At 66.4% G+C, this 21622-nt stretch carries 18 protein-coding genes; 12 read left to right on the forward strand and 6 right to left on the reverse strand.

Translation table 11 applies throughout. The features are described from left to right. Positions 1-4: 4 nt before the first annotated feature. The 3 genes from NY1_RS35475 to NY1_RS35490 all read right to left on the reverse strand — a co-directional run bounded on the left by NY1_RS35475 (position 5) and on the right by NY1_RS35490 (position 3071). Positions 5-1078, reverse strand: a complete 1074-nt coding sequence (locus tag NY1_RS35475; RefSeq protein ID WP_157762663.1) for a hypothetical protein — start codon at positions 1076-1078, stop codon at positions 5-7. A 262-nt stretch (positions 1079-1340) separates the two neighbouring features. Continuing rightward, positions 1341-2006 carry a hypothetical protein gene (locus tag NY1_RS35480; RefSeq protein ID WP_157762664.1) on the reverse strand — a complete coding sequence of 222 codons (666 nt, stop codon included), beginning with the start codon at positions 2004-2006 and terminating at the stop codon, positions 1341-1343. Between the two features lie 51 nt (positions 2007-2057). After that, the gene (locus tag NY1_RS35490; RefSeq protein WP_067721551.1) at positions 2058-3071 is read right to left on the reverse strand and encodes a GlxA family transcriptional regulator; all 1014 of its coding nucleotides are present in this window, start codon (positions 3069-3071) and stop codon (positions 2058-2060) included. 112 nt (positions 3072-3183) lie between these two features. Here NY1_RS35490 and NY1_RS35495 point away from each other — a divergent pair, with 112 nt between their 5' ends. Next, positions 3184-3735, forward strand: coding sequence for a hypothetical protein (locus NY1_RS35495; RefSeq protein WP_157762665.1), 552 nt, complete (start codon positions 3184-3186; stop codon positions 3733-3735). A 350-nt stretch (positions 3736-4085) separates the two neighbouring features. Here the strand turns inward: NY1_RS35495 and NY1_RS35500 are convergent, their stop codons facing one another. From NY1_RS35500 to NY1_RS35515, 3 genes are all read right to left on the reverse strand, one after another. Then, entirely contained in the window at positions 4086-4556 is a 471-nt protein-coding gene (locus tag NY1_RS35500) for an SMI1/KNR4 family protein (protein WP_157762666.1), read from the reverse strand. A gap of 74 nt (positions 4557-4630) precedes the next feature. Beyond that, positions 4631-5515, reverse strand: coding sequence for a hypothetical protein (locus tag NY1_RS43360; protein WP_157762667.1), 885 nt, complete (start codon positions 5513-5515; stop codon positions 4631-4633). A gap of 9 nt (positions 5516-5524) precedes the next feature. Then, on the reverse strand, positions 5525-5962 hold the full coding sequence (locus NY1_RS35515; protein WP_067721556.1) for a hypothetical protein: 438 nt from the start codon (positions 5960-5962) through the stop codon (positions 5525-5527). A 348-nt stretch (positions 5963-6310) separates the two neighbouring features. On the opposite strand from NY1_RS35515, the gene eccA reads away from it, so the two are divergent. From eccA to mycP, 11 genes are all read left to right on the forward strand, one after another. Next, positions 6311-8071 carry a type VII secretion AAA-ATPase EccA gene (gene eccA, locus NY1_RS35520; protein ID WP_067721557.1) on the forward strand — a complete coding sequence of 587 codons (1761 nt, stop codon included), beginning with the start codon at positions 6311-6313 and terminating at the stop codon, positions 8069-8071. 2 nt (positions 8072-8073) lie between these two features. Beyond that, complete coding sequence (gene eccB / locus NY1_RS35525; protein ID WP_233434627.1) at positions 8074-9645, forward strand: type VII secretion protein EccB; 1572 nt, start codon at positions 8074-8076, stop codon at positions 9643-9645. Positions 9646-9647: 2 nt separating this feature from the next. After that, positions 9648-13670, forward strand: coding sequence for a type VII secretion protein EccCa (gene eccCa, locus NY1_RS35530; protein ID WP_067721558.1), 4023 nt, complete (start codon positions 9648-9650; stop codon positions 13668-13670). Positions 13671-13779: 109 nt separating this feature from the next. After that, positions 13780-14076, forward strand: a complete 297-nt coding sequence (locus tag NY1_RS35535) for a hypothetical protein (protein ID WP_067721559.1) — start codon at positions 13780-13782, stop codon at positions 14074-14076. Positions 14077-14128: 52 nt separating this feature from the next. Next, positions 14129-15502 (forward strand): PPE domain-containing protein, encoded by a 1374-nt coding sequence (locus NY1_RS42385; protein WP_084535954.1) that lies wholly within the window; start codon positions 14129-14131, stop codon positions 15500-15502. Between the two features lie 79 nt (positions 15503-15581). After that, positions 15582-15929 (forward strand): WXG100 family type VII secretion target, encoded by a 348-nt coding sequence (locus NY1_RS43365; protein WP_157762668.1) that lies wholly within the window; start codon positions 15582-15584, stop codon positions 15927-15929. Positions 15930-15967: 38 nt separating this feature from the next. Continuing rightward, on the forward strand, positions 15968-16267 hold the full coding sequence (locus tag NY1_RS35545) for a WXG100 family type VII secretion target (protein WP_067721561.1): 300 nt from the start codon (positions 15968-15970) through the stop codon (positions 16265-16267). A gap of 97 nt (positions 16268-16364) precedes the next feature. Further along, the gene (locus tag NY1_RS35550; RefSeq protein WP_067721562.1) at positions 16365-17186 is read left to right on the forward strand and encodes an ESX secretion-associated protein EspG; all 822 of its coding nucleotides are present in this window, start codon (positions 16365-16367) and stop codon (positions 17184-17186) included. A gap of 33 nt (positions 17187-17219) precedes the next feature. Continuing rightward, complete coding sequence (locus NY1_RS42390) at positions 17220-18887, forward strand: MinD/ParA family ATP-binding protein (RefSeq protein WP_084535956.1); 1668 nt, start codon at positions 17220-17222, stop codon at positions 18885-18887. Further along, entirely contained in the window at positions 18884-20395 is a 1512-nt protein-coding gene (eccD, locus tag NY1_RS35560; protein WP_233434628.1) for a type VII secretion integral membrane protein EccD, read from the forward strand. Before NY1_RS42390 ends, eccD begins: the two co-directional genes overlap by 4 nt. Beyond that, positions 20395-21622, forward strand: a 1228-nt coding sequence (gene mycP / locus NY1_RS35565; protein WP_067721564.1) for a type VII secretion-associated serine protease mycosin, incomplete at its 3' end; no start/stop codon positions are given. The genes eccD and mycP, both read left to right, overlap by 1 nt.

Genomic DNA, 21622 nt, shown 5'->3' on the forward strand with positions numbered 1-21622 from the left:
GGTGTCAGACGAAGTCCAGTTCGATGCTGATTGTCGGAGCCGCTGGCGGGTCCTGGGCGAACGAGTAAGGGATTCCTTGTGAGTCGAGGGTGTCGAAGAGCTTCGCTGGATATTCGGACCTGTCCGAGAAAAAGGTGACACGGTCAATCGAATCGGTTCCCAAGGGCGACAACTCTGTCCCGGCTGGCGAGGAGATGAGCCGATGGACCTGAGCTTCGATGTAGGGTCTGATACTTTCCGGGGTCTGGTGGGTGAACGGATCTTCGTTGCGCGGGAACAGTTTCGAGGTCGGTCTGGTCAGCGGATCAGCGAGTGACATACCCACCTTCAGCTCGTCCTTGTGTGTCGCCACGGCCAAGGAGTCGTTGAGCGTTACCGTTGTCCGTTCCGCAACCTGCGGTTTGAAAACCACTGCTACCGTTCCGTAACCGGACAAGCGGCCGCCGTTAAGATCACGCCCCAACGGATCCCGTGTGATGTACCCGTAGATCGGTCGAGCAGCCGGGAGCAGATCGGCGCCGTACCCGAACAGCGCCTTGTGTGAGGGAACATATTCCGCCAACTGATGGTCGATGATGCTGGTTTTGCCCGTGTCGAAGTACGACTTGATTTCTCCGCTGTCGAGCACCTTCTGCAGTGTGGGACCAGTGACCCTAGTGCAGACATAGCTGTTTCCGACAAGGTCCGCTGCGTGTTTGTCGGCTCGGGTGATGAACTGGTCCAGAGGGAGTTCGTGTTCTGCCGCGAAGCGCGACCAGTGCTGTGCTCGGTTCGCTTCATAATCGGTGAGGCATTGCTCGGACGGCTTGACATGCGCCAGCGGAGGAATCGGCTCGCCGTTTCGGCTGAATCGGCCACCGAACCCACCCGGCGGTCCGGGTTCGCCGTGACCGGCCACTTGACCACGGAGGGCATGAGCACTGTTCGAGTCGCTGTCCAGGTAGGAACGCACGCCCGGCCGAAGAGTATCCGGAAATCTGCGCACGCCCTTTCCAGCGCCTTCGGCACCGCGGACTATTGCGCCGACCACTCGACCGCCTACCTCGGCCGCCACCTTGCTCAACCTCGGATCGATCACTCGAGCAACTCCCACCGCGGCGAACCGAGGGCCGATAGCGATGATTCCCTGCTGGTGACGAAGCGGGAGTGGAAGACTGTGACCAGGTATCGCACCCCTCCAACCCCGGTTCCGGGGCACGTTGCCCACCAGGACGGTTCGGAGCCACACCGGAGCGCGCCAGGTGATCTTGTGCAGCGGCGGGCCAGGTCGATCACGGTCACAGGTCTACTGGGTGTAGCGAGCGCCGTTCCAGGTGAAGCAGGGCATCGCTGGTCTTCCCTCAGCATTCACGCGCTGCCGCCAGCGCCGTGCGCAGCGCGTCGCCGTATAACACCAGATCCTGTTGCGGGGCATCGCGTATCCCGGCTCGCGCCAGGGGTTCGGGTGTGCCTCTGATATCGCCGATGGCTACGAACCCCCAGCCGCGCTCCTCGGCGCGTTCCGCGCGGGGATGGCCGGCATGCAGGACGAAGCCACGGGTGCCGACTGTGGAGTTCGAGAAGATCGCGTGTCCGTCGGCGCGTTCGAGTACCGCGCGCATCAGAATCGGCCCTAGTCCCGGTGTCCTGGCATGCCAGCTGTACATCTGGATCGAGACCGGATCACCTCGGACGGACTCGGGCAGGTCGCGCCAGACATCCGGGCGTGCTTCGAGATTCGCGGTGCGGAAGCGCCGAAACGAGGTGAAGCCGTCGACCCGGGCATCCGCACCGCGATGCACCAGGACCGTCATGTCCCCGCGCAGGATTCGTCGGTAGTCTTCGAGCTTCTGGACTCGCATGCCTGCGGTCAAGCGCGCCAGGCCACCCTCACCCGCGCCGGGCAGATCCCGGTAGGCGAGTTCGGCGGCACGAACGAGTGTTTCGACGATATCGACGAGATCTCCCGGACGCGCGGGCTCGAGTGCACGTGGACCTGACCGCGGTTCACTGGTCGGTTCGCCCATTTCCCCTCGTACGTCGTGACGGTGGCACGAATGCCGTGTCGATCAGCGATGCTAGGGGAGTAGACGGTCGGCCGAGTTCCCGCCACCGGGAACATCGCTCGCCCAGCACACTGACGAGGCCCTTACCTCGGAGATGGTCCGGCCGCGTCGCCGCCGGAAGAGCGTGCGCAATGTGCCCGGGTTGAGATAACCGACACGGCCGGCAATCGATTCGACGGTCATCGAGGTGGTGTGCAGCAGTTGGGTGGCGCGTTCGAGCCGGATCTCGTCGACGAACTCCTTGGGTGACATACCCAATTCGTCATGGGTCGCACGTTGCAAACTGCGCGGAGTGACGCCGAGTTCGCGTGCGACGTCGGCGATCTGGAACTGTTCGCCGACATGACCGGCGACCCAGCGCTGGAATCCGACGACCAGCGAATCACCGCGCGCCACGACCTCGGGGACCACCGACTGCCGGCGGCGGTCACCCGCGAGCAGATAACGGCCCGCGAGTTGCGCGGTGTCCGGACTCAGTCGCGCGATCAACGCCAGCGCCAGATCCAGATGCGCGATCGCTGCTCCAGCGGTCGTGACACCGTCGGCGTGGTAAACGGTATAGGCCTCGACGACTTCGACTTTCGGGTAGCGCTTGCGGAACTGGGGACTGATGGTCCAATTGGTCGTGGCCCGAAGCCCGTCCAGCACACCGGCCTCGGCGAGCTGAAAAGTGCCGGTACAGGCTGCCGCGAGCTGTGTGCCGTGGCTCCGCGCCGCGGAGATGTGTTCCAGTACCGGTCGATTGACTGGATCCGAGACCCGCGAGATGATCCGGTCGGCGGACATCGCGAGCATCGCGGGTACGACCAGGATGTCGGCCGTCTCACACCGCGCGAGCGGCAATGTCGGCACCAGGTGCTCGTGCGCGGTGCGGACGCTCTCTCCCTGCGATATGGTTCGCACCCGCCACGGTGTCGCCTCCGGATCTGTTTCCGGCAGTAGGGAATTGGCTACGGTGAATACTTCCAGCACCGCCGACAACCCCAGGTCGGAAACTCCATCGGTGACCAGTACGGCGACATCCATGTCGCAAACAGTACTGAATATGTCGTTTCAGACACTCCGCAACGGCGCAAAGGCGACATAGGGTGCTTCGACGGTCACCCCCGCGTGGCCCCGCGAGAAAGGATCGCAAACCATGCGAATCTTCAGCAGTCGTAGTCGCGTGTTCGAGTATGCGCCGACTGCGCCCGCTCCGTGCGCGGTCGGCTTGGATGCCGCCGCGGTCGGTGTGGTGAACGAATTCGCGGACTGCTTGGTGGTAACCATGACAATTGAGCCCGGTGATCAGCGGCTCGGGAAAGCCGCTGCCAATGTGATCGAGCGGATCGCGGTTCGAACCGGCGCTTCGTCGGTCGTGATAGACGGTCGGATTAAAACTCCAGCGGCTGACGACCATCCCAGCGGTGCCGACATCCTCGAGGCATTGGCCGATGCTTTGGACATCCTGGCTGAGGTCACCGAAACCGCCACTGCCGGTGGGAGACCCGTTCATCTGATGCCCTTCGGCTGGCACACCGACACGCGGCTTGAACTCGCCCAAGGCAGCGACGCCCGCCATCTCGTACACCTATGCCCCAACAGCGTCCAGCGCGGTCGAGTTGTAGCGGCTTTGAATACCACGCCGTTCCACGGCATGGATGAATCACGGTCGGTCCCGACGGTTCCGGTCGATTCGGCCCACTCCTGAAGTGGCGCGCACACCCGATCAGCGATACCTCGCCCTCCGCAGTGACCGATGGTGCTCGTCCCAAAACCCATCGGCCACCACGACCGAACCGCATTCGTCATGCCTGTACGACGAACCGGCCTTCGGAGGCAGTCGAAAGCGCCGGATCACGGCGCGATTTCGACCAGACGACCGAGTTGCGGAGATGAGGGAACCGCAACCCGCTCAGTGTGCCGCTGCCCGACGGCACGTTCAATGATTCCTCATCGGCGTCGATCTCGTCTCGGCTCTGTTCCCAGCGTGGGGAATCCTGGCGAAGGATCAGACGCTCACCCGGCTGTGTACCGAACGGGTGGCGACACCGACGATGTTCACCACCGGAAATACGCTTCCCGGGCGACATCGGGAAATCCGGCCGACCTGTCTTCCGCGAGTTTGCGCTTGCGGTCCGCCACGATCCTGGCGGCCGCAGCGAACCAATCGGTCACAGAGGGCCATCGCATCTCGACCGTGCCTGATTCGTGCAGGAGCCACAGCGGCGGGTCCGGTTCATCGAGATCCTTGCCGTCGACGATCACGTAGTTGTACGAACCGATTTCGGCCAGCACGAGCATCCCGCCCGGGTCGCTCAACGCATGGTCTGCAGCATCGTCCAAACCCGCCAGCGCTTCCTGCTTTTCCTCGCCGTTCACCGCGGACACACCGAACAGGGCTCCTGAATACCAAATTCCAGGGTCTTTCCCGATTACTCGGAATACCTCACGTGCGGCTACGGGGATCGCCCGGGCTCGTTGTTGTTCGAGCATTCGATCGATTTCGTCATCGGACGCGCCGACGACCATATCGGGCCGGAATCCGTCGGCGACCGCGGCCGCGAAGATCGCACGGACCCGCACCTCGGATTCTTGAAGGCTGGTCATGTTGTGGTACCCCACATTTCGTCGTTTTCGGGATTTCGCGCGGTGATTCGAACCCTGCCGGCGAATGCACCGCGGAAGTCGCGCAGCACATCCTGACATGAATCACATATCTGAGCGAGTGGACTCAGCGACATAGCCCGTCCGCGTGGAAAGTCGATGACCAGGGCCACGTCGACATCGATGCTGCCGAGATCGACCCCGAGTCGCTGCGCCGACCGTCCGATCACTACGGCCGGGTCGACAGGGTAACCGTCGGGCTGCGCCGGCGCTGCCTGGACCACATCCCTGATGACTGCCTCGACCTCGGCTTTCGTTCTCCCGGAACCGATCTCCAGAATCCGGCGGGTGAGATCCTCGAGCAGCTTGGGCTCGGAATCGAACGCTCGGCTGATGCCGTCTACCTCGCTGGTCTTGAATATCCGGCTTCCTTCGTCCGGGAGTTGCGGTAGCCGCTCTCCAGGGGTTCCCCGCAGCGCGCGACGGTCGCCACTGGTCGCGGCGAGTTCTTCGAAGAACGGCTTCCCGTTGACGGCGCCCGATGCCGTACCCGTGGTCACCGTTCGCTTGGGCCAGCGGTTACGACCTCCCTCGGATGCCCCCGAGACGGGACCGTCGCGGATCGTCCGGACTTGCCGCAGCAATTCGTTGTAGTGGGTCTCGCTCCCGAATCCAGCTTTGGCCAGGATGTCCTGGGCGAGGTCTCGGTCCTTCTTGGCAAGCCCCTTCCCAGCGGCGCGGGCCCCCCGCGCGGCGTGACGCGCCGGTGTCACCCGTGCGGCCGCCGCGAAGCCTTCGGTCAGATCCTCGGCCAGTTCCTTGACCAGGCGGGCGGGTGAGCTTCGCTGACTCTTCCTGCTCGACCTGGAACCCGCGCGTTTCACCCGATCGACTCAGTCTCGTTGCCGCACGGTGAGTTTGCGCAACAGCCGGGAGCGCCCGGTGAATTGGAGAGTCAGAGTCTTATCAGCGCGATACTCGCGGAAGGTGACCGTGCCTTCCGGTGGGACGCGCGGGTCGATTTCGACGAGGTCGCGGGCGAAGGCGAAGCCGCCAGAGAGGTCGGATTGGTAGAAGCGGCTCTCGGCGCGGGGCGTGAGAATCAGGATGGGGTGATGCGGTGCGATGTCGGGGCGGCGCAGAGAAACAATCGAGAACGGTCCGGCGACCGGAAAACCCAGCAACTCGCGTACACCCGGGGTCGCACACATTACTTCGCGCAATTCGACACCGCATGCGCGAGAGACCATTTCGGTAGTGAGAATGCCCGGCGCCGCGGTGATCGCGGCGGTGATCGAGAACAAGCTCTCGATCTGCGAGGGAATGGCCATGCTGCCGCCGTTCGTTCGGGGAGACGAATGCTCGCCGCGCCGACCGGAACTCCGCGCGTTCACGGCCGGCGCAACGACAGACCACCGATGAGAAGTGTGAGAGCCGGCGATCTGGACGAGGTGGCCGATCCACCCGGTGGGGTTCGAATGGATCGGCCGGATTCGGCGGCACCTGCGGGGATAGGGCATGGCCGGCTCCGGTTCCCTCGGAAACCGGCCAGTGGTTCGGCCGCCGTCGCTATTCAACCCCGGCGACCGCGCCCGGCAATTCCCAGTGATGGGAAGTCTCCGGCCTGACGTGCGTGTCTACCCTCGAGCAGACGAGAACGGCGGAAGGGAAATCCGAGGGTGTCAGCGGCCGAGGACGCGTTCTACACGGGAGTTCAAAGTCTCGGATTGGTTGCCGGGGGTGTACGCAACGACCAGCACGCGCTGGCCGCGTTCCGGGCAGCCACCGAACTCGATCCGGACATGTGCGATGCCTGGCTGGGCCGGGCCATGGCGGGGGAGGTCACCGGCGAGGTCGTCTACGGCGCTTACCGTTCGGTTCACAACCTGTATCGCGACCAGCAGCGCGCCGCGCTGCCCGACCGGTCCCTGTGGTGCCAGGTCGACACCGGCATGTACGGGCTGCGAGTGACGATGGCCGACCGCGATCAGATCGCCATAGCGCAGGCCTGCCTGTACGCCGAAGGCGGCGAATGGGCTGAGGCCGCATCCATTCTCGAACCGCTGCGCGGCGACGATGTCGCCGAATTCACGCTGCAGTCCCTGTACTTCCGCACCCGGCGCTGGCCCGACGTGATCGAATCACGCACCGCCAAACCGCTTCTCGGCGACAGCCTGCTCGACATCGCCGCCGAGCTGATGGCCACCCAGGCCCTCGCGCAACTGGGCCGCTTCGGCGAGGCACTGCCGCGCGCGCAGCGCATCGTCGAGGACTGCGCCTCCGGCAGCCTGTCCTACATCTGGGCCGACGCGCACTTCGTGCTGGGAATGATCCTGCGCCACAACGGCGAACACGAGACCGCCGACCGGATCCTCAAGGGCCTGCAAGGTTCCTCGCTGTGGCCGCAGCGCCCCCAATGGCAGCGCGCGGTCGAAGACAAAGCGTTCCGGCTCGAGATCACCAGTGCCGAGGTCATCACCACCCGGACCGATCGCTGGAACCCGGCCTCGGGCGACGACCCAACCGAAGCCGCCGCCTCGACTGCCCGCTCCGGCCGGGAAGCCCTGCTGGCCGAAGCCTCCGAGCTGTTGCAAGCCCAGATCGGCATGGACTCGGTCAAGGAACAGGTCGACCGGATCAAATCCGGTGTACTGATGGACCAGGTCCGCGCCAAACGCGGCCTGGCCGTGGACTCCCGCTCCCATCACCTGATCTTCTCCGGCCCGCCGGGCACCGGAAAGACGACCATCGCACGCGTCGTCGCCAAGATCTTCGCCGGACTCGGCGTGGTGCAGAACGCCGACGTGATCGAGGTGTCGCGCAACGACATGGTCGGCACCCACCTCGGCCACACCGCACCGAAAACCAACGCGCTTATCGACTCCGCGCTGGGCGGGGTGCTCTTCATCGACGAGGCCTACACCCTGGTGCAGGAAGGACTCTCCGGCGGCGACGCCTTCGGCAAGGAAGCGGTCGACACGCTCCTGGCGCGCATGGAGAACGACCGCGACAAACTGGTGGTGGTCATCGCCGGATACGAAGACCAGATCGATCGATTCCTGGCCTCCAACGACGGCCTGGCCTCACGGTTCACCAAACGCGTCCGCTTCTCCAGCTACGAAGCCGACGAGCTGGTGCGGATCGCCGACCACATTGCGCAGAAGAAGGATTCGATCCTGGCCGCCGACGCGCGCCGGACCCTGTTCGAGCGCTGCCAGGACCTGTCGGGCCAGAGCCGCAACGGCCGCCGGCTCATCGACCTGGCCGGCAACGGCCGCTTCGTCCGCAATGTGATCGAAGCCGCCGAGGCCGAACGCGACTACCGGTTCACCCGCGAACACACCGACATCGCCGCCATGACCGACGAAGCGCTCATGACCATCACCGTCGCCGACATCACCGCCGCGCTGGAAGGGCTCGCGCCGGCCGGGCGAGGCTGAGCGTGCAATCCAAGATTCCCAAGACCGTGGCCCGCTTCCGCGTGGTCACCAAACATCAGATCTCGGGCTGGCGCTTCCTGTTCCGGCGCATCGAGCACGCCCTGGTGCGCCGGGACGCCTCGATGATCGACGACCCGCAGCGCGGCCGATCCACCGCCCTGTCGCTGGGCGTCGCGCTGGCATGCGTGATCATCGCAGGATCGGCGGTGCTGTCTTTCTTCAAACCCGCCAAGCAGGTGGGAGATTCGGCCATCGTGGCCGAGAAGGACACCGGCGCGTTGTTCGTCCGGATCGGCCCCCGATTGCATCCCGCCTTGAACCTGACCTCCGCGCGGCTCATCGTGGGCAGCCCGGCCAACCCGGTACTCGTCTCCCGTGATGAACTGGCCAAGTACCCGCGCGGACCGCTGGTCGGCATCGCGGGCGCACCGGGCAGCATCACGGATTCGGGCGGCCGCGATTCCTCCTGGACGGTGTGTGACGGCGTGCGCACCGGCACGGCCGCGCCCGTGGATCCGGCCACCGGATTGCCGACCGTCAGCCGAGCATCCTTGCGCACCACCGCCATCGGCGGCCCGCTCACCGTGGACGGTGAGAAGGTGCGACCGCTGGCCGACGGCGAGGCCCGGCTGCTGCGCGGCGGCAACACCACCTGGCTGGTGTATCCCGACCGGGATCACGGAGTGGTCCGCGCCGCAATCGATCTCGGCAATTCCGCGGTCACCCTCGCGCTCGGTCTCGACTCCACCGCGACCATGCTGCAGGCGTCGGCGGGCTTGCTCGGTGCGATCCCGGAGGCCCCGCCGATCAGAGTGCCGGAGATACCTGGTGCCGGGCAGTTGACGACCTTGAGTTCCGGGCTGAGCGTGGCGGTGGGTTCGGTGCTGACGGTCGCCACCGTCGATCGGGGTACCGCCTACTATCTGGTGTCGCAATCCGGTGTGGTGCAGGTCGGCCCGGTACTGGCCGCCATGATCCGCAACGCGGACTCCTATGGTTCGGTGACCACCAATTCGGTCGGTCCGGATGTGATCGCGGCCAATCTGCGCCCCGGATCCTGGCCGGGCACGGCAACCTATCCCACCGCGCAAGTTCGGCTCGTCGGTGTCGATCGCTACGACACCACCTGCTATCACTGGTCGCGCGGTGCCTCCGAGCTCAACGCCACCACCCGCGTGCTGGTCGGCCGGCAATTGCCGGTCGCCAGCGAGGAGTCCACGCGCACAGTGCCTTTGGTGACCGCCACCGGTGCGCAGGGCGGGACCGCCGATGCCGCCTACCTGCCGCGCAGCACCGGCCGATTCGTTCGAGTCACCGGCACCGACCCGGCCTCCCCATTGCGTGAGGCGCTGTTCTGGATCTCCGACAGCGGCGTGCGCTACGGCATCGAGGTCGCGCCCTCCGGCGGCTCCGACCCGACCTTGACCGCGCTCGCCCTGCGCAATCCGGTGCCGGCGCCCTGGAGCGTGGTCTCGCTCTTCGCGGCCGGCCCAACCCTGTCGCAACGCGACGCCCGCGTTCAACACGACGCCCTGCCCGTGGATACCGCGGCCACGGCGTTGCCCGGAGGATGAGCATGACCAGTACCCGTCGCTTCGTGCGGCCCGCCCGCATGCTGCGCGGCCCCAAAGCGCCCGCGGTGACCGAACTCCGGCTGCACGCGCCGACCGAATTGCCCAAACCCATTCCGCCGTCCCGGCTTCGGATGATCATGCCGGTCGTCATGATGGCGGGCATGGCCGGCATGATGGTCATGATGTTCCGCGGCGGCGGCGCCATGTCGCCGACCAGTCTGTTCTTTCCCATGATGATGCTGGTGTCGGTCTTCGGCATGCTGGGCGGCAGCGCCAGCGGCAACGGCTCCGGCGGCGCGGCCGCACTCAACGAGGAACGTAAAGAGTATCTGCGCAGTGTCGCCGACAACCGCCGCTCGGTGCTGGACTCGGAAATCGACCTGCACGCCTACCTGCGCTACATCCATCCCGGACCCACCGAGATCGCGGCCCTGGTCGGTGGCGGCCGCATGTGGGAGGTCCAGGTCGCCAGCCCGCAATTCCTGCGCATCCGGGTCGGCCGGGGCCGCATCGCCAACCAGGTCCGGGTGATCGTGCCCGAAGCCGCGCCGCTGCACGATCTCGATCCGGTCGGCGTGGTCGAGGTGACCCGATTCGCCAAGGCGTACTCCACCGTCGGCGGCATGCCGATCGCGATCAACCTGCTGTCCGCGCCCGAAATCGTGCTCGACGGCGATCCCGACGCCGGCGCCGCCCTGGTGCGCGCCATGATCGCGGAAGCCGTTGTGCTGCACGGCCCCGACCAGGTCGGGGTCGCCGCCGTGCTGCCGGAGCTGGACACCGAGGAGTGGGCCTGGCTCAAATGGCTGCCGCATACCCAGCACCCCACCGAGGTGGACGGGATCGGCACCGGCCGAATGGTTTACCCTACCGTCGCCGACCTGCGCGCCAAACTGCTCGCGGGCCTCAATCGCGGGCCCTTCTCGGCCAACACCCAACCGTCCCTGGACCGCAAACATTATCTGCTGATCGTCGGACCCGGCGGCGCGCCGAACGAACGTGACGTCTCCGGGATCGACGGCTGCACCTGGCTGCGGCTGGGCGCGGTGGAACAGCCGCTGCCGCGCGCCATGCGTTTCCTGGTCGGTGTCGACGGCTCACTGTCGGAGATCAACGCTCGGGGACAGCGCAGAGTCGGTGTCGCCGACGACATGTCGGCCGCCGCGCTGACCGCGCTCGCCCGCGGCATCTCCCCGTACCGACTGTCGAGTGTGGTGGAGGCCGTCGCGGCCGAACAGGCCGGCGGCACCAGCTGGGAGGACATGGTCGCCCTCGACGACCCGGGCGACATCCGGGTCGAACGGCAGTGGGTGGCACGCCGCGATGCCGACCGCGCGCGGTTGAACATCCCGTTCGGCCACGACAGCGCAGGCGGTTTGGTCTTCCTGGACATCAAAGAATCGGCCGAGGACGGCATGGGACCGCACGGCATGTGCATCGGCGCCACCGGCTCCGGAAAGTCGGAATTCCTTCGCACCCTGGTGCTCTCGGCCGTCGCCACCCACTCACCGGACGTGCTCAACCTGCTGCTCGTCGACTTCAAGGGCGGTGCGACCTTCCTCGGCTTCGACCGCCTGTCCCATGTGACCGCAGTCGTCACGAATATGGAGGAAGAAGCCGACCTCGTCACCCGTATGGAAGACGTGATCAACGGTGAAATGGCACGCCGGCAACGGATCCTGCGCGATGCGGGCAACTTCGCCAATGTCGCCGACTACGAGCGCGCCCGCGAGCAAGGCGCGCAACTCGATCCGATGCCCACCCTGCTCATCATCCTCGACGAATTCGCCGAACTGCTCGAACAGCATCCGAACTTCAGCAAACTGTTCGTGGCCATCGGCCGGCTCGGACGCTCGCTGCGCATCCACCTGCTGCTGTCCTCGCAGAAGGTGCCGGCCAGCCGCATGGGTGAACTCGAAGCGCACCTGTCGTATCGAATCGCCCTGCGCACCAACCAGACCAGCGATTCCCGCGACGCCATCGGTACCGCGGATGCCTACCATCTGCCCAAGAAGCCCGGCGCGGGGTACTTGCGTGTCGGCGCGGGGGACCTGCAGCGTTTTCAGGCCGCCTACGTCGGCGGACCCTACGTCGCGCCGGTGAAGTCGACCGCCGCCGGGCCGCAACGCGCCCGCCGCGCGGGCAGCGGATACCTGCCCCCGCAGCTGTTCACCGCCGCCGTGGTGCTCAACGCCGAACCCGCTGCCCCCGAACCCGATCCGGTGCAACCCGGCCCGGAGGCCCCGGACAGCGAACCGGTGACGATCATGGAGACGGTGCTCGCTCAGCTGGCCGGGCGTGGTCGTGCTGCCCATCGAATGTGGCTGCCGCCCTTGAGTGTTCCGCCGACCCTCGACCGGCTGGCCCCGACGGTCGGTCAGGGTGAACTGCGGGTGCCGTGGGCCATCGTGGACAAGCCGCGCCAGCAGAAGCAGGAAGTGTGGACGGTGGACCTGTCCGGGGCGGGCGGTCACGTCGCCGTGGTCGGTGGTCCGCAGTCGGGCAAATCCACTGCGCTGCAAACCCTGGTGCTGGCCACCGCGCTCACCCACGCTCCCGAACAGGTGCAGTTCTACTGCCTGGACTTCTCCGGCGGATTGTCGGGACTGCGCGGATTGCCGCATGTCGGATCGGTGGCTTCCGCCCGTGACAACGATCGGGTGCGACGCACCTTCGCGCTGATCAGCAATCTCGTTCACGCCAGGCAGTCGTTGTTCGCCGAACTGGGCATCGATTCGATGCGCGAATTCCGGCGCCGCCGCGCGAGCGCGGCCGAATCCGCCGAACTGACCGCACGCGGCGACGCGCACGGCGACGTGTTCCTGGTCATCGACGGCTGGGATATCGGATTTACGCCCAGCGGACCGTTCTATGACGACTATGGCCCGATCGTGGAATCGATTGCGTTGCAGGGACTGAACTACGGCATCCATCTGGTGATCAGCAGTTCGCGCTGGGCGGCCATCCGTCCCGCGGTCAAGGACCTGCTGCAAACCCGCCTCGAATTGCGTCTCGGTGATCTCACCGACACCGCGTTCAACGCGCACCGATATATCGTCGCGGCGATTCCGCCCAATCGTCCCGGACGATGTATTTCCAACGACGGTCTGCACATGCTCACCGCACTGCCTCGCATCGACGGCATCGGCGATCAGGAATCCGCCGGCGCCGGACTGCAATCGGCCGTTGAAGCACTGAACAACGCCTATCCGGATCGGCGCGCGCCCGAGGTGCGGCTGCTGCCGACCCGAATCGATCTCGACCAGATTCTCGCCGGCCGACCCGAGCCGAGCACGCTGGCCGAGCGACTGGCCGTGCCGTTCGGGATCCGTGAATCGAATCTGGGTCCGGCCGTGGCCGATTTCAACGTCTCAGCGAATTTCATGGTGCTCGGCTCGTCCGGGTGCGGCAAGTCCACGGTCATCGGCGCATTGCTGGCGTCGATCCGCGACCGCTTCACACCCGAGCAGGCCCGGGTGCTGCTGATCGACTACCGCCGCCAGCACCTGGACGCCATCCCCGACGAAATGTCGATCGGCTACCTCACCAGTGAACGCGACCTGGCCGAAGGACTGCCCGCCTTCGCCGAGAAAATGCGCGCCCGTCGCCCACCGGACGGGGTCACCACGCAGCAGCTGCGGGACCGCTCCTGGTGGAGCGGTCCGGAAATCTTCGTGGTCGTCGACGATTACCACATGGTCGTCCAGCGCGGGCAACTCAATCCGCTGGAATCACTCAAGGACATCATCGTCGACGGGCGTGACACCGGCCTGCACGTCATCATCTCCCGTAGTATCGCGCAAGCCGATTCGGCCATGTACGACAATGTGCTCGGGCAGCTCAAGAACCTGAATTCATCCGGGCTAATCATGGACGGATCCCGATTGGATGGAATGCTGATCGGCGACGTGAAGGCGACCAAACAGCCTGTCGGGCGCGGAATCCTCGTCGAACCATTGCAGTCTCGACGCGACCTCGTCCAAGCGGCGATGGTCCCGGACCATGCGTCACCCGGTCAGATCTGAAGGGCAGAATCGAAAAGCGCTGTGCGTTCCCAACTTTGGGAATGAAATAGCGTTGGCACCGTACCGCCCCTTTCGGGCCGGAAACCGCTGAGACACAAGGAGACGATCCATGGAAGTCAGAGTGGATCCCGCAGATCTGCCGGTCATCGGAGCTCAAATACTCGCCAATCATGCCAGCCTCGGCGGGGTCGTGCATGCTTCGGCATTTTCCGGGCTGGTCCATCTGATTGGGTTCGACGAAACCAGCACAGAAATCATGGCGGCGCTGAACACTCATCACGCCGATTCGATCGTCTCCCTCGTGTCCGGTCTGGAGTCAGGCACAGAGCGCGGTGCGGCGCTCGCGCCGGTAGCTGCGGCCTATCGCGGTCAAGACGCTGCCAGTGGGATCGCGATCGCCACATAGGTTTCGGCCCCGAGGCATTGCTTTACCGATGGTGAGATGAGTGTGGAGCGCCATGATTCTGTTCGACCCTGTGCTGCTGTGGTTCTCCACGAGCCTGCATCTCGCGCCCGGCCCTGCGCCGCTAATCGAGGCGGGGGCCGTGAAATCCGCGCTCTCGACCGCGCTGCTCGCGTCCGCGAGTGATGCGGAAGCGTCCATGGCGCGAATGTCCGTCACCTGGGCCAGCCCAGCCGCGGATCAAGCCCAGCTGTCATTTCGCCGCCACATCGAATGGCTGCGGGAGCAGGCTGCCGTAGCGGCGAACACCGCAGGGCGGGCCTATCTTCTTGCCGATGCCAACGCCGCGGCACGCGCATTGATGCCCACGCCCGTGGAGGTCGTGGCAGTGGAGCTCGAGATCGAGGCCGCGTTGGCAGGAGTCGCAGCGGGGTCACCCTTGGCCGGCGCGGATCTTATCGCGGCTGGACTCCACTACAGCGTGCTGTGGGCGCGAGCGATGAAGTCGAAGGCGGGCTACGCGAGCGCAGCCACCTCACTGCTCAGCGGCCTGCAGGCACCACCACCGCCGCCAACCGCAATGCCCGGCGGGGGGGCAGGTGTCATACCGCTCGGAACCGGCGTCCCGGGCGTCGGTGGGACACATGGCCTAGGTGGTGCTGGCAGTGGAACCACGTCGTTGAACACGTCGGATGCCTCCGGTGCGAGCACGTCCGGTGGCTCAGGTGCGGACGCGCCCGGCGCGTTGCCCGGGAGCAGTTCAGCGGGGGCCGCGCAGTCCGGCGGAAGTAGCGGCTCAACGGGTACAGGACAATCTGGCGCGGGTGACGGAGGAGGAAATTCCGGTCCCGGGTCGACGCCAGGGGGCGGCGATGCCGCGCAGCCGGGATCCGCTGCGCAGCAACCTGCTTCAACGCTGGGCGAGCTGCCGGACGACGGCTCCGATTTCGGAACCGGCGAAGCCGCGCACGACGTGGGCACCTCGGGATACGACCGTGACGACTCGCCGTCGCGGACCCTCGCGGACTCGAGCGGCGTGATGGGAGGTCTTGTCGCACCGACCGTGATCACGGGCGGGCCCGGCGCCATGTCCGGAGTCGCCAGCGGTTTCGTTTCGCCGAGGCCCTGGAACGCACGCGCCGTGCGGGCCTTCGGCGCCGGTGTCGGTGCGACCGGTGAACCCACTGCTCCGGCCGCGGTCGCACCCCGTGGCGCGACTTCATCCCTTCCCCAGCGAGATCGTCGTCGTCAGGTCGAGCGCAAGTCCGCGATCATCGCCCCCCGCGGCTCCCAGGAGGCGCCGACGCTCGAGCAGGGCGCCGCGATCGGCGTCCTCGAATACGCCGGTAGTGACGCTGAATCGGCGGCGGAATGGGAATCTATGCCAACCGCAGGGGTTCTCGGAATCGCTATCGAAGATTCGGACTGATCAATAGATCAGTGACTACCACGACGTACTCGGTGTCTATTCCGAGGCGATATCTATTTCGATCATGAAAGGAAAGTAAATGACCACATTTCAAGGTGGCAAAGATGCATTGGATCGGGCCGCTTCGGATACCGACGGGTACGGGACGGTACTGAAAGGTCATACGAATCAGGTTGCGAACGATCAGTCTCAATTGAGAGGTACCTGCCGAAGCGGTGCTACCGCCCGCGCCATTCAGCAGGTTCTGACTGAATTTGGCGAGACCGGCAACAAATTGTCGAGGTCGCTGGATTCGATCGTCGACGAATTGAGGAGCACCGCATCTGCCGTCGGTAACTATGATGCCGAAAGTGGTTCCTCGATCCTGAGTCAGGGAGGTGAATCCGCTGGTACTCCCAGTAAGACTGACACTACGACCTGGAACTGAATTGGCTTCGGAACTCACCGCAAGAAAGGAACTGAGCTATGCCTAGTGACGACATTATCGATGTGGATATCCAACCCACGATTGATATTCTCACCGCCCTGAAAGGTAGGGTGCCGCAGATGATTAACAATGGTGAAGATATCAATCAAAATGTTCGGAAAACGCTGGAAACCTTCAAAGGTGAAGGCTCCGAGAGCTTTAATCGCTTGATGACTAACTTCAGTTCCTCTTACGAGGAGCACAGCCAGCATCTCAAGGGTATCACCACGAAAATCGACAAGGCCATCGAGGAATTGAAGGCATTGGACCGGCAAATCGCTGCGAAAATGTCACGCTAGCGTTCGACGTAGTGATTGCGCAGCCCGTGTTGTATGCGAGCATGCGGCACGCGGCGGCCCGGGCTGCTCCACACACGATCAGGTCACGATCCAGATAATGAACGATCCTGTCACAGTTGAACTGAACGTTGATTCCGCGCTGCTGCTCAAGCAGTTGGTCGGCATCGACTCGTACCCGGCGCAGTTGGCGCTCTACTCCGACATTCATCGCCTTGCCGATCGCGACCGCGTCAATTCGCGGGTGGCAGAACAGCTGACCGCTGTCGGGCTACTGGACGACGGCCGGGTAAATCCGGTCGTCGCACACTGGCTGCATTGTCTGGACCGACCGGATGTCGAACTGGTCGCCTACATTGTGAACATTGGCCAGGAGAGCGCCGGTGCCACGTTGAGCATGTCGCTGGTGCGCCGCGATGACAGCCATGTGCTGGCGATGCGTTGCGATGACCATGTCGTGTTCCAGTCGGTGTTTGTCGAAGGAGACCGCATCGACGTGCTCACAGCGGCCTTGAGCTCGGTGTTGGGTTCGGCGACTGCGCCGGCATTCGAGCCGATCACCGCCAACCGGGACGAATGGGCCACCCTTCCCACCGATCCCGACGGGCGACGGCGGGTCCTGTCGGAGCTCGGTGCGACCTCGCGGGCCGCAAATATCCTCGCCCGGACCCTGGACCGGGTGGAACGCCACGCCGAAGTGCTCATGGTCGAGCATCGCGACGGTGACACAACGTTGCCCGAGGTGTCGCTGAGCGTGATCGATACCGCCGAGGGACGGATCGTGGTGATGCCCAAACGGTCGTTGGACGGGCGGATCCAGATGACCTATATGCCCGGCGACGATGGCGTCCTGCACGCCGGCGTCCGGGCACTCGTCGAATCGCTGCCTGGACAGAGCTGGTTCGAACCCCGCCGCGGGTGATTTTCCGCAGGGTTTGTGAAGAGGATGAGGGAGATGAGCGAAGCACCGACCAGAAACGGCGCGCCCACAGGGCCCGCGCGCGCCCGCGGCGGTTACGACGCCTTCTTCGCGCCCGCTCCGGAAACCACCGGGGAGTCCACGGGCGCCAGCTGGCGGGAGAGCGTCGGCGGCCGCAACGAGGAATACTCCCGCCGGACGGTGGTGCCGCCGCGCCCGCGTCAGCCGACCGTGCCGGAGCCGCCCGAACCTACCGAACCGCCCACCGCGCCCGAGGATTCGCTGTTTCCCGGCAACCCGGAACCGCCCGCCCAACCAGAATCCCCACGGAAACCCGATTTCTCGGCTCCTCCCGCGCCGCCGAACCCGGCGCAGTCCTCCGCCCCGGTGAACCCGGCACAGTCCTCCACCCCGCCGAATCCGCCGGAAACCTTCGCGCCGCCGCCGAATTCGGCCTTCACGTCCGCGCCGCCGAACTCGGCACGCGCATCCGGGCCGCCGAATTCGGCATATACGTCCGGGCAGTTCCGCGCGTCGCCCTTCGGCGAGCAGGTCCCGCCGCAACGCCAAACGCAGCCCCGTCCGGGCGCGGCCCACGATCCCGCGGTCATCGAGGGGTATGCGGGACAGGATGCCGCCCCACCGCGACCGCCGGCGCCGCCGGCCCCGGCGGTGTGGCATCCGGAGCAGCAGAGCGGCTGGCAAGCGAAAGCACCGGCGCAGCGCGAACCCGACGGGCCGCGCGGGCTGCCGATCTCGCTCACCTCCACCGAATTGCTGGCCGAGATCGCCGCCAGCCATCAAGCGCACCTGCGCTCCACCAGCGGGATGCGCGGCGCGCTGAACAAGGTCGGCTTCAATCTGGGCCTCTCACCCACCGAACAGCGCACCGAGGATCGGCGTGTGCGCATCCGCCGGCATCTGGTGCAGCCCTACCGGATCGCCGTGCTGAACGTGAAAGGCGGTGTGGGACGGACCACCACGGTCGCCGGACTGGCCTCCACCTTCGCGGCGCTGCGCCCGGATCGGGTGGTCGCGGTCGACGCCAACCCCGACTTCGGTGATCTGGCCGCCCGCACCAGCCGCCACCCCTATGGGCTGACGCTGCGTGATCTGGCCCAAGCCCCAAACCTGGATGCCTTCGCGGCCGTGCAGTCCTTCGCCTCGATCACCATGTCGGATCTGGCCGTGGTCGCCTCACCCTGGTCCACGGCCGCGGTCGACCAGTTGTCCGGGCCGGAATACCTTGCCGCCCTGAATATTCTGCAAAAGCACTACAACCTGCTGGTGATCGACTGCGGCACCGGCGTACTGGACTCGGCGACCTCGGGCGTGCTGCGCACGGCCGACGCGGTGGTGGTGGTCACGCCCGCGACCGTGCGCGGGGTGACCGGAGCCGTGGCCACTCTGGAATGGCTCGACGGACACGGACTGCACCGGCTGGCCGCCGAATCGGTGATCGCCATCGTGCACCAGCAGCCTTCGAAGCCCATCGTGGAGATCGAACGGATCGAGGAATTGTTCACTGCCGCACGGCGACCCACCTATCGCCTGCCCTATGACGAGCATCTGGCCGAAGGCGGCGAGATCGACCTGCGGTTGTTCGACAAGGACACCGCCCTGGCATTCGAAGACCTGGCCGCGGGCCTGGCCGATGCCTTCCCCGACGATATGACCGGTGCGCCGAGAGGCGGCCGCTGGTGACCGCCGCGGCGACCGGTGCGCCCGCACAGTCCGCCGAAGTCACGCGCGCCCGGGTCGCGGTCCTGGTCGCCGGCTATCAGGTCGATGCGGTGCTGCCCACCAAGTTCGCCGTCGAGACTTTCATCGACGACCTGCTCGTGGTGCTGGACTCCGCGATCGACGACGAGTCGGTCGATTTCACTCCGCCGCAAGGACAATGGACCCTGGCCCGGCCGGGTGAGCCGGCGATTCCCCGGTGGCGGACGCTGGCGGATCATCAGATCGACGACGGTGCGCTGTTGATCTTGACGACCGTCGAATCGGCCGAAGTGTTCACCCCGATCGTCGAGGACATCACCGAGGCGCTGGCGCTGATCAACGAACGCGAGTTCAGCGAATTCGACCCCGAGACAGCCGAATTCGCGGGACAAGTCGCGCTCGGATGCGCCGCCGTCCTGGTGGCCGGCCTGTTGGCCGTCATCTGGACCGCTTCCGCATCGGTGCTTTGGTGCGCGCTGCCCGCGGTCCTGCTCGGCCTGCTCTGCTGGGCTGTGGCTCTGATGCTCGCCCACCGGCCGCGTCGCCGGCGGCTGGGCCGGGTGCTGGCCCTGTCGGCGCTCCCGCTCATCGCCATCGGCGCGGCCATGCTGGTTCCGCCACCGCACGGAGTGCCCGGCCCGTTCACCGCCGCCAATCTCGCCGCCGGCGCGGCCGCGGCCGCGATCGTGGCCCTGACGCTGCTGCGCTCGACCAGCTTCGCCACGCCTATGCTGGTGGCCACCGTCACCGGCGGCGCGCTGCTCGCCCCAGCCGCCGGGGCCGCCGCCTTCCTCGACATATCCGCACGGCAGGTGACCGGTGGCGTCGTCTTCGCCGGACTGATCCTGCTGACGGCCGCACCGCGCCTGGCCGTGTTCCTCGCGAGCATCCGTCCCCCGGACCTGCCCGACCCCGGCAAAGAGGTGTCGGCGAGCACGCTCAACGACATCTTCGACGCCGAATCCGCCACTCCGGGTGACGAACTCGGCGATCCCGACGGCGAGGACCGTCGCCCGCGCCACACCATCGAAAGCCGGGCGCGCCTGGCCGTGACCAGCCTGCGCGGCCTGATCGTCGCCGCCGCGGCGACCCTCGCGGGGGCCGCGGTGCTGACCGCGCACGCCGCGCCCGGCGGTATCCGCGAGCTCGTGCTGGCCGTCGCGGTGGCCGGGGTGCTGCTGATGCGGGCGCGCTGGTACCCCGACCGGGTGCAGGCCAGCGTGCTGGTCGCCGCCACCACGGTGACGGTCGCCGGAACAGCGTGGGCACTGGTCGAGGCCTACCACACGCCGGCGGCGCGTACCGCGGTCACACTGGCGGTCGCGGCGATCGCGGCCGCCGGCTGCGCGGCGGGCACGAAACTACCCGGGGTGCGGCTTTCACCGGTCGTTCGCCGGATCATCGATCTGGTCGAATACCTGCTCATCCTCGCGATTCCGGTGCTCAGCTGCTGGATCATGGGCGTCTACACCGCCATGCGGAGGTTGTGATGCGCGCCGGACCGCTGACCGCCGCGGTCGCCGCCGTCCTCGTCGCCGTGTCCACGCCGGCGGCGGCGGTAGCGCCCCCGCAGGTGACCGTCGGCGGCGCCCCGGCCGACGGCACACCGGGCCCGGAGTTCGCCACCAAGCAGGACAAGTCCTGTCTGGCCGCGGGTGTGCTGCCCGACAGCGACCTGCGGCAGATCCCGCCGGTGGAACGTGCCCTGGATCTGAGCCGCGCCCGCGCCCTGACCCGGGGCGCGGGGGTCACCGTGGCCGTCATCGACACCGGTGTCAGCCAGCACACCAGGCTGCCGGAGCTGGCCGCCGGCGGTGACTATGTGCAAGCCGGCGGCGACGGGCTCTTCGACTGCGATGCGCACGGAACGCTGATCGCCGGCATCATCGCGGCGGCCGACGACCCGGCCGACGGTTTCACCGGGGTCGCCCCGGAGGCCAAGCTCATCTCCCTCCGCTACCGATCGGGCGCGTTCCGGGCGGACGGCAATCTGAACATCGATGCCGCCCAGCAACTTTCCATCGACATCGGGCGGATGGCCAAGGCCATCGTCCATGCCGCCAACCTCGGTGCGCAGGTGATCACCGTGGCGATGCCGGTCTGTGTGCCCGCCGGGCTCGGCATCGACCAGTCCGCGCTGTCGGCGGCCATCGGCTACGCCGTGCACACCCGCGGCGCGCTCATCGTGGCCGGTGCCGGCACCGCCGGAAACGGTGGCTGCGAACAGAATCCGGGTATCGACCCCGGTCGCCCCGCCGACCCGCGCAACTGGGATCGGGTGAAAACCATCTCGGTGCCGAGCTGGTTCGCACCGTCGGTATTGAGTGTCGGATACACCACCGCCACCGGTGACACCGCGCCGGAATCGCTGTCGGGGCCGTGGGTTTCACTGGCCGCGCCCGGTGTCGGGATCGAATCCCTCGGCCCCGGCGGCGGCGGACTGATCAACGGTGTCGGCGGCGACAAAATGGTCCCGGTCGGCGGCGCCAGCTTCGCCGCCGCATACGTCAGCGGAGTGGCGGCCCTGCTGCGTTCGCGCTTCCCCAACGAATCGCCCGCGGAAATCACTGCCCGCCTGCTGGCTTCGGCGCACGCGCCCGCGCGCGGTGTCGACAATTCCGTCGGCGCGGGACTCGTCGATCCGCTCGCCGCGTTGAGCTATCGCGTCCCGCCGGAACCGCCGGCCGCGTTGTCGCGGTCGGCGGCCCTGGCCGTGC

Source organism: Nocardia yamanashiensis NBRC 100130 (assembly GCF_001613325.1).
Taxonomy (GTDB): domain Bacteria; phylum Actinomycetota; class Actinomycetes; order Mycobacteriales; family Mycobacteriaceae; genus Nocardia; species Nocardia yamanashiensis.

What these genes read in the sequence shown, in the direction of transcription:
- NY1_RS35480 (WP_157762664.1), bottom strand. Translation starts at nt 2,006, where the DNA reads ATGGGCGAACCGACCAGTGAACCGCGGTCAGGTCCACGTGCACTCGAG.
- NY1_RS35490 (WP_067721551.1), bottom strand. Translation starts at nt 3,071, where the DNA reads ATGGATGTCGCCGTACTGGTCACCGATGGAGTTTCCGACCTGGGGTTG.
- NY1_RS35495 (WP_157762665.1), top strand. Translation starts at nt 3,184, where the DNA reads ATGCGAATCTTCAGCAGTCGTAGTCGCGTGTTCGAGTATGCGCCGACT.
- NY1_RS35500 (WP_157762666.1), bottom strand. Translation starts at nt 4,556, where the DNA reads ATGGTCGTCGGCGCGTCCGATGACGAAATCGATCGAATGCTCGAACAA.
- NY1_RS35515 (WP_067721556.1), bottom strand. Translation starts at nt 5,962, where the DNA reads ATGGCCATTCCCTCGCAGATCGAGAGCTTGTTCTCGATCACCGCCGCG.
- eccCa (WP_067721558.1), top strand. Translation starts at nt 9,648, where the DNA reads ATGACCAGTACCCGTCGCTTCGTGCGGCCCGCCCGCATGCTGCGCGGC.
- NY1_RS35535 (WP_067721559.1), top strand. Translation starts at nt 13,780, where the DNA reads ATGGAAGTCAGAGTGGATCCCGCAGATCTGCCGGTCATCGGAGCTCAA.
- NY1_RS42385 (WP_084535954.1), top strand. Translation starts at nt 14,129, where the DNA reads ATGATTCTGTTCGACCCTGTGCTGCTGTGGTTCTCCACGAGCCTGCAT.
- NY1_RS43365 (WP_157762668.1), top strand. Translation starts at nt 15,582, where the DNA reads ATGACCACATTTCAAGGTGGCAAAGATGCATTGGATCGGGCCGCTTCG.
- NY1_RS35545 (WP_067721561.1), top strand. Translation starts at nt 15,968, where the DNA reads ATGCCTAGTGACGACATTATCGATGTGGATATCCAACCCACGATTGAT.
- NY1_RS35550 (WP_067721562.1), top strand. Translation starts at nt 16,365, where the DNA reads ATGAACGATCCTGTCACAGTTGAACTGAACGTTGATTCCGCGCTGCTG.
- NY1_RS42390 (WP_084535956.1), top strand. Translation starts at nt 17,220, where the DNA reads ATGAGCGAAGCACCGACCAGAAACGGCGCGCCCACAGGGCCCGCGCGC.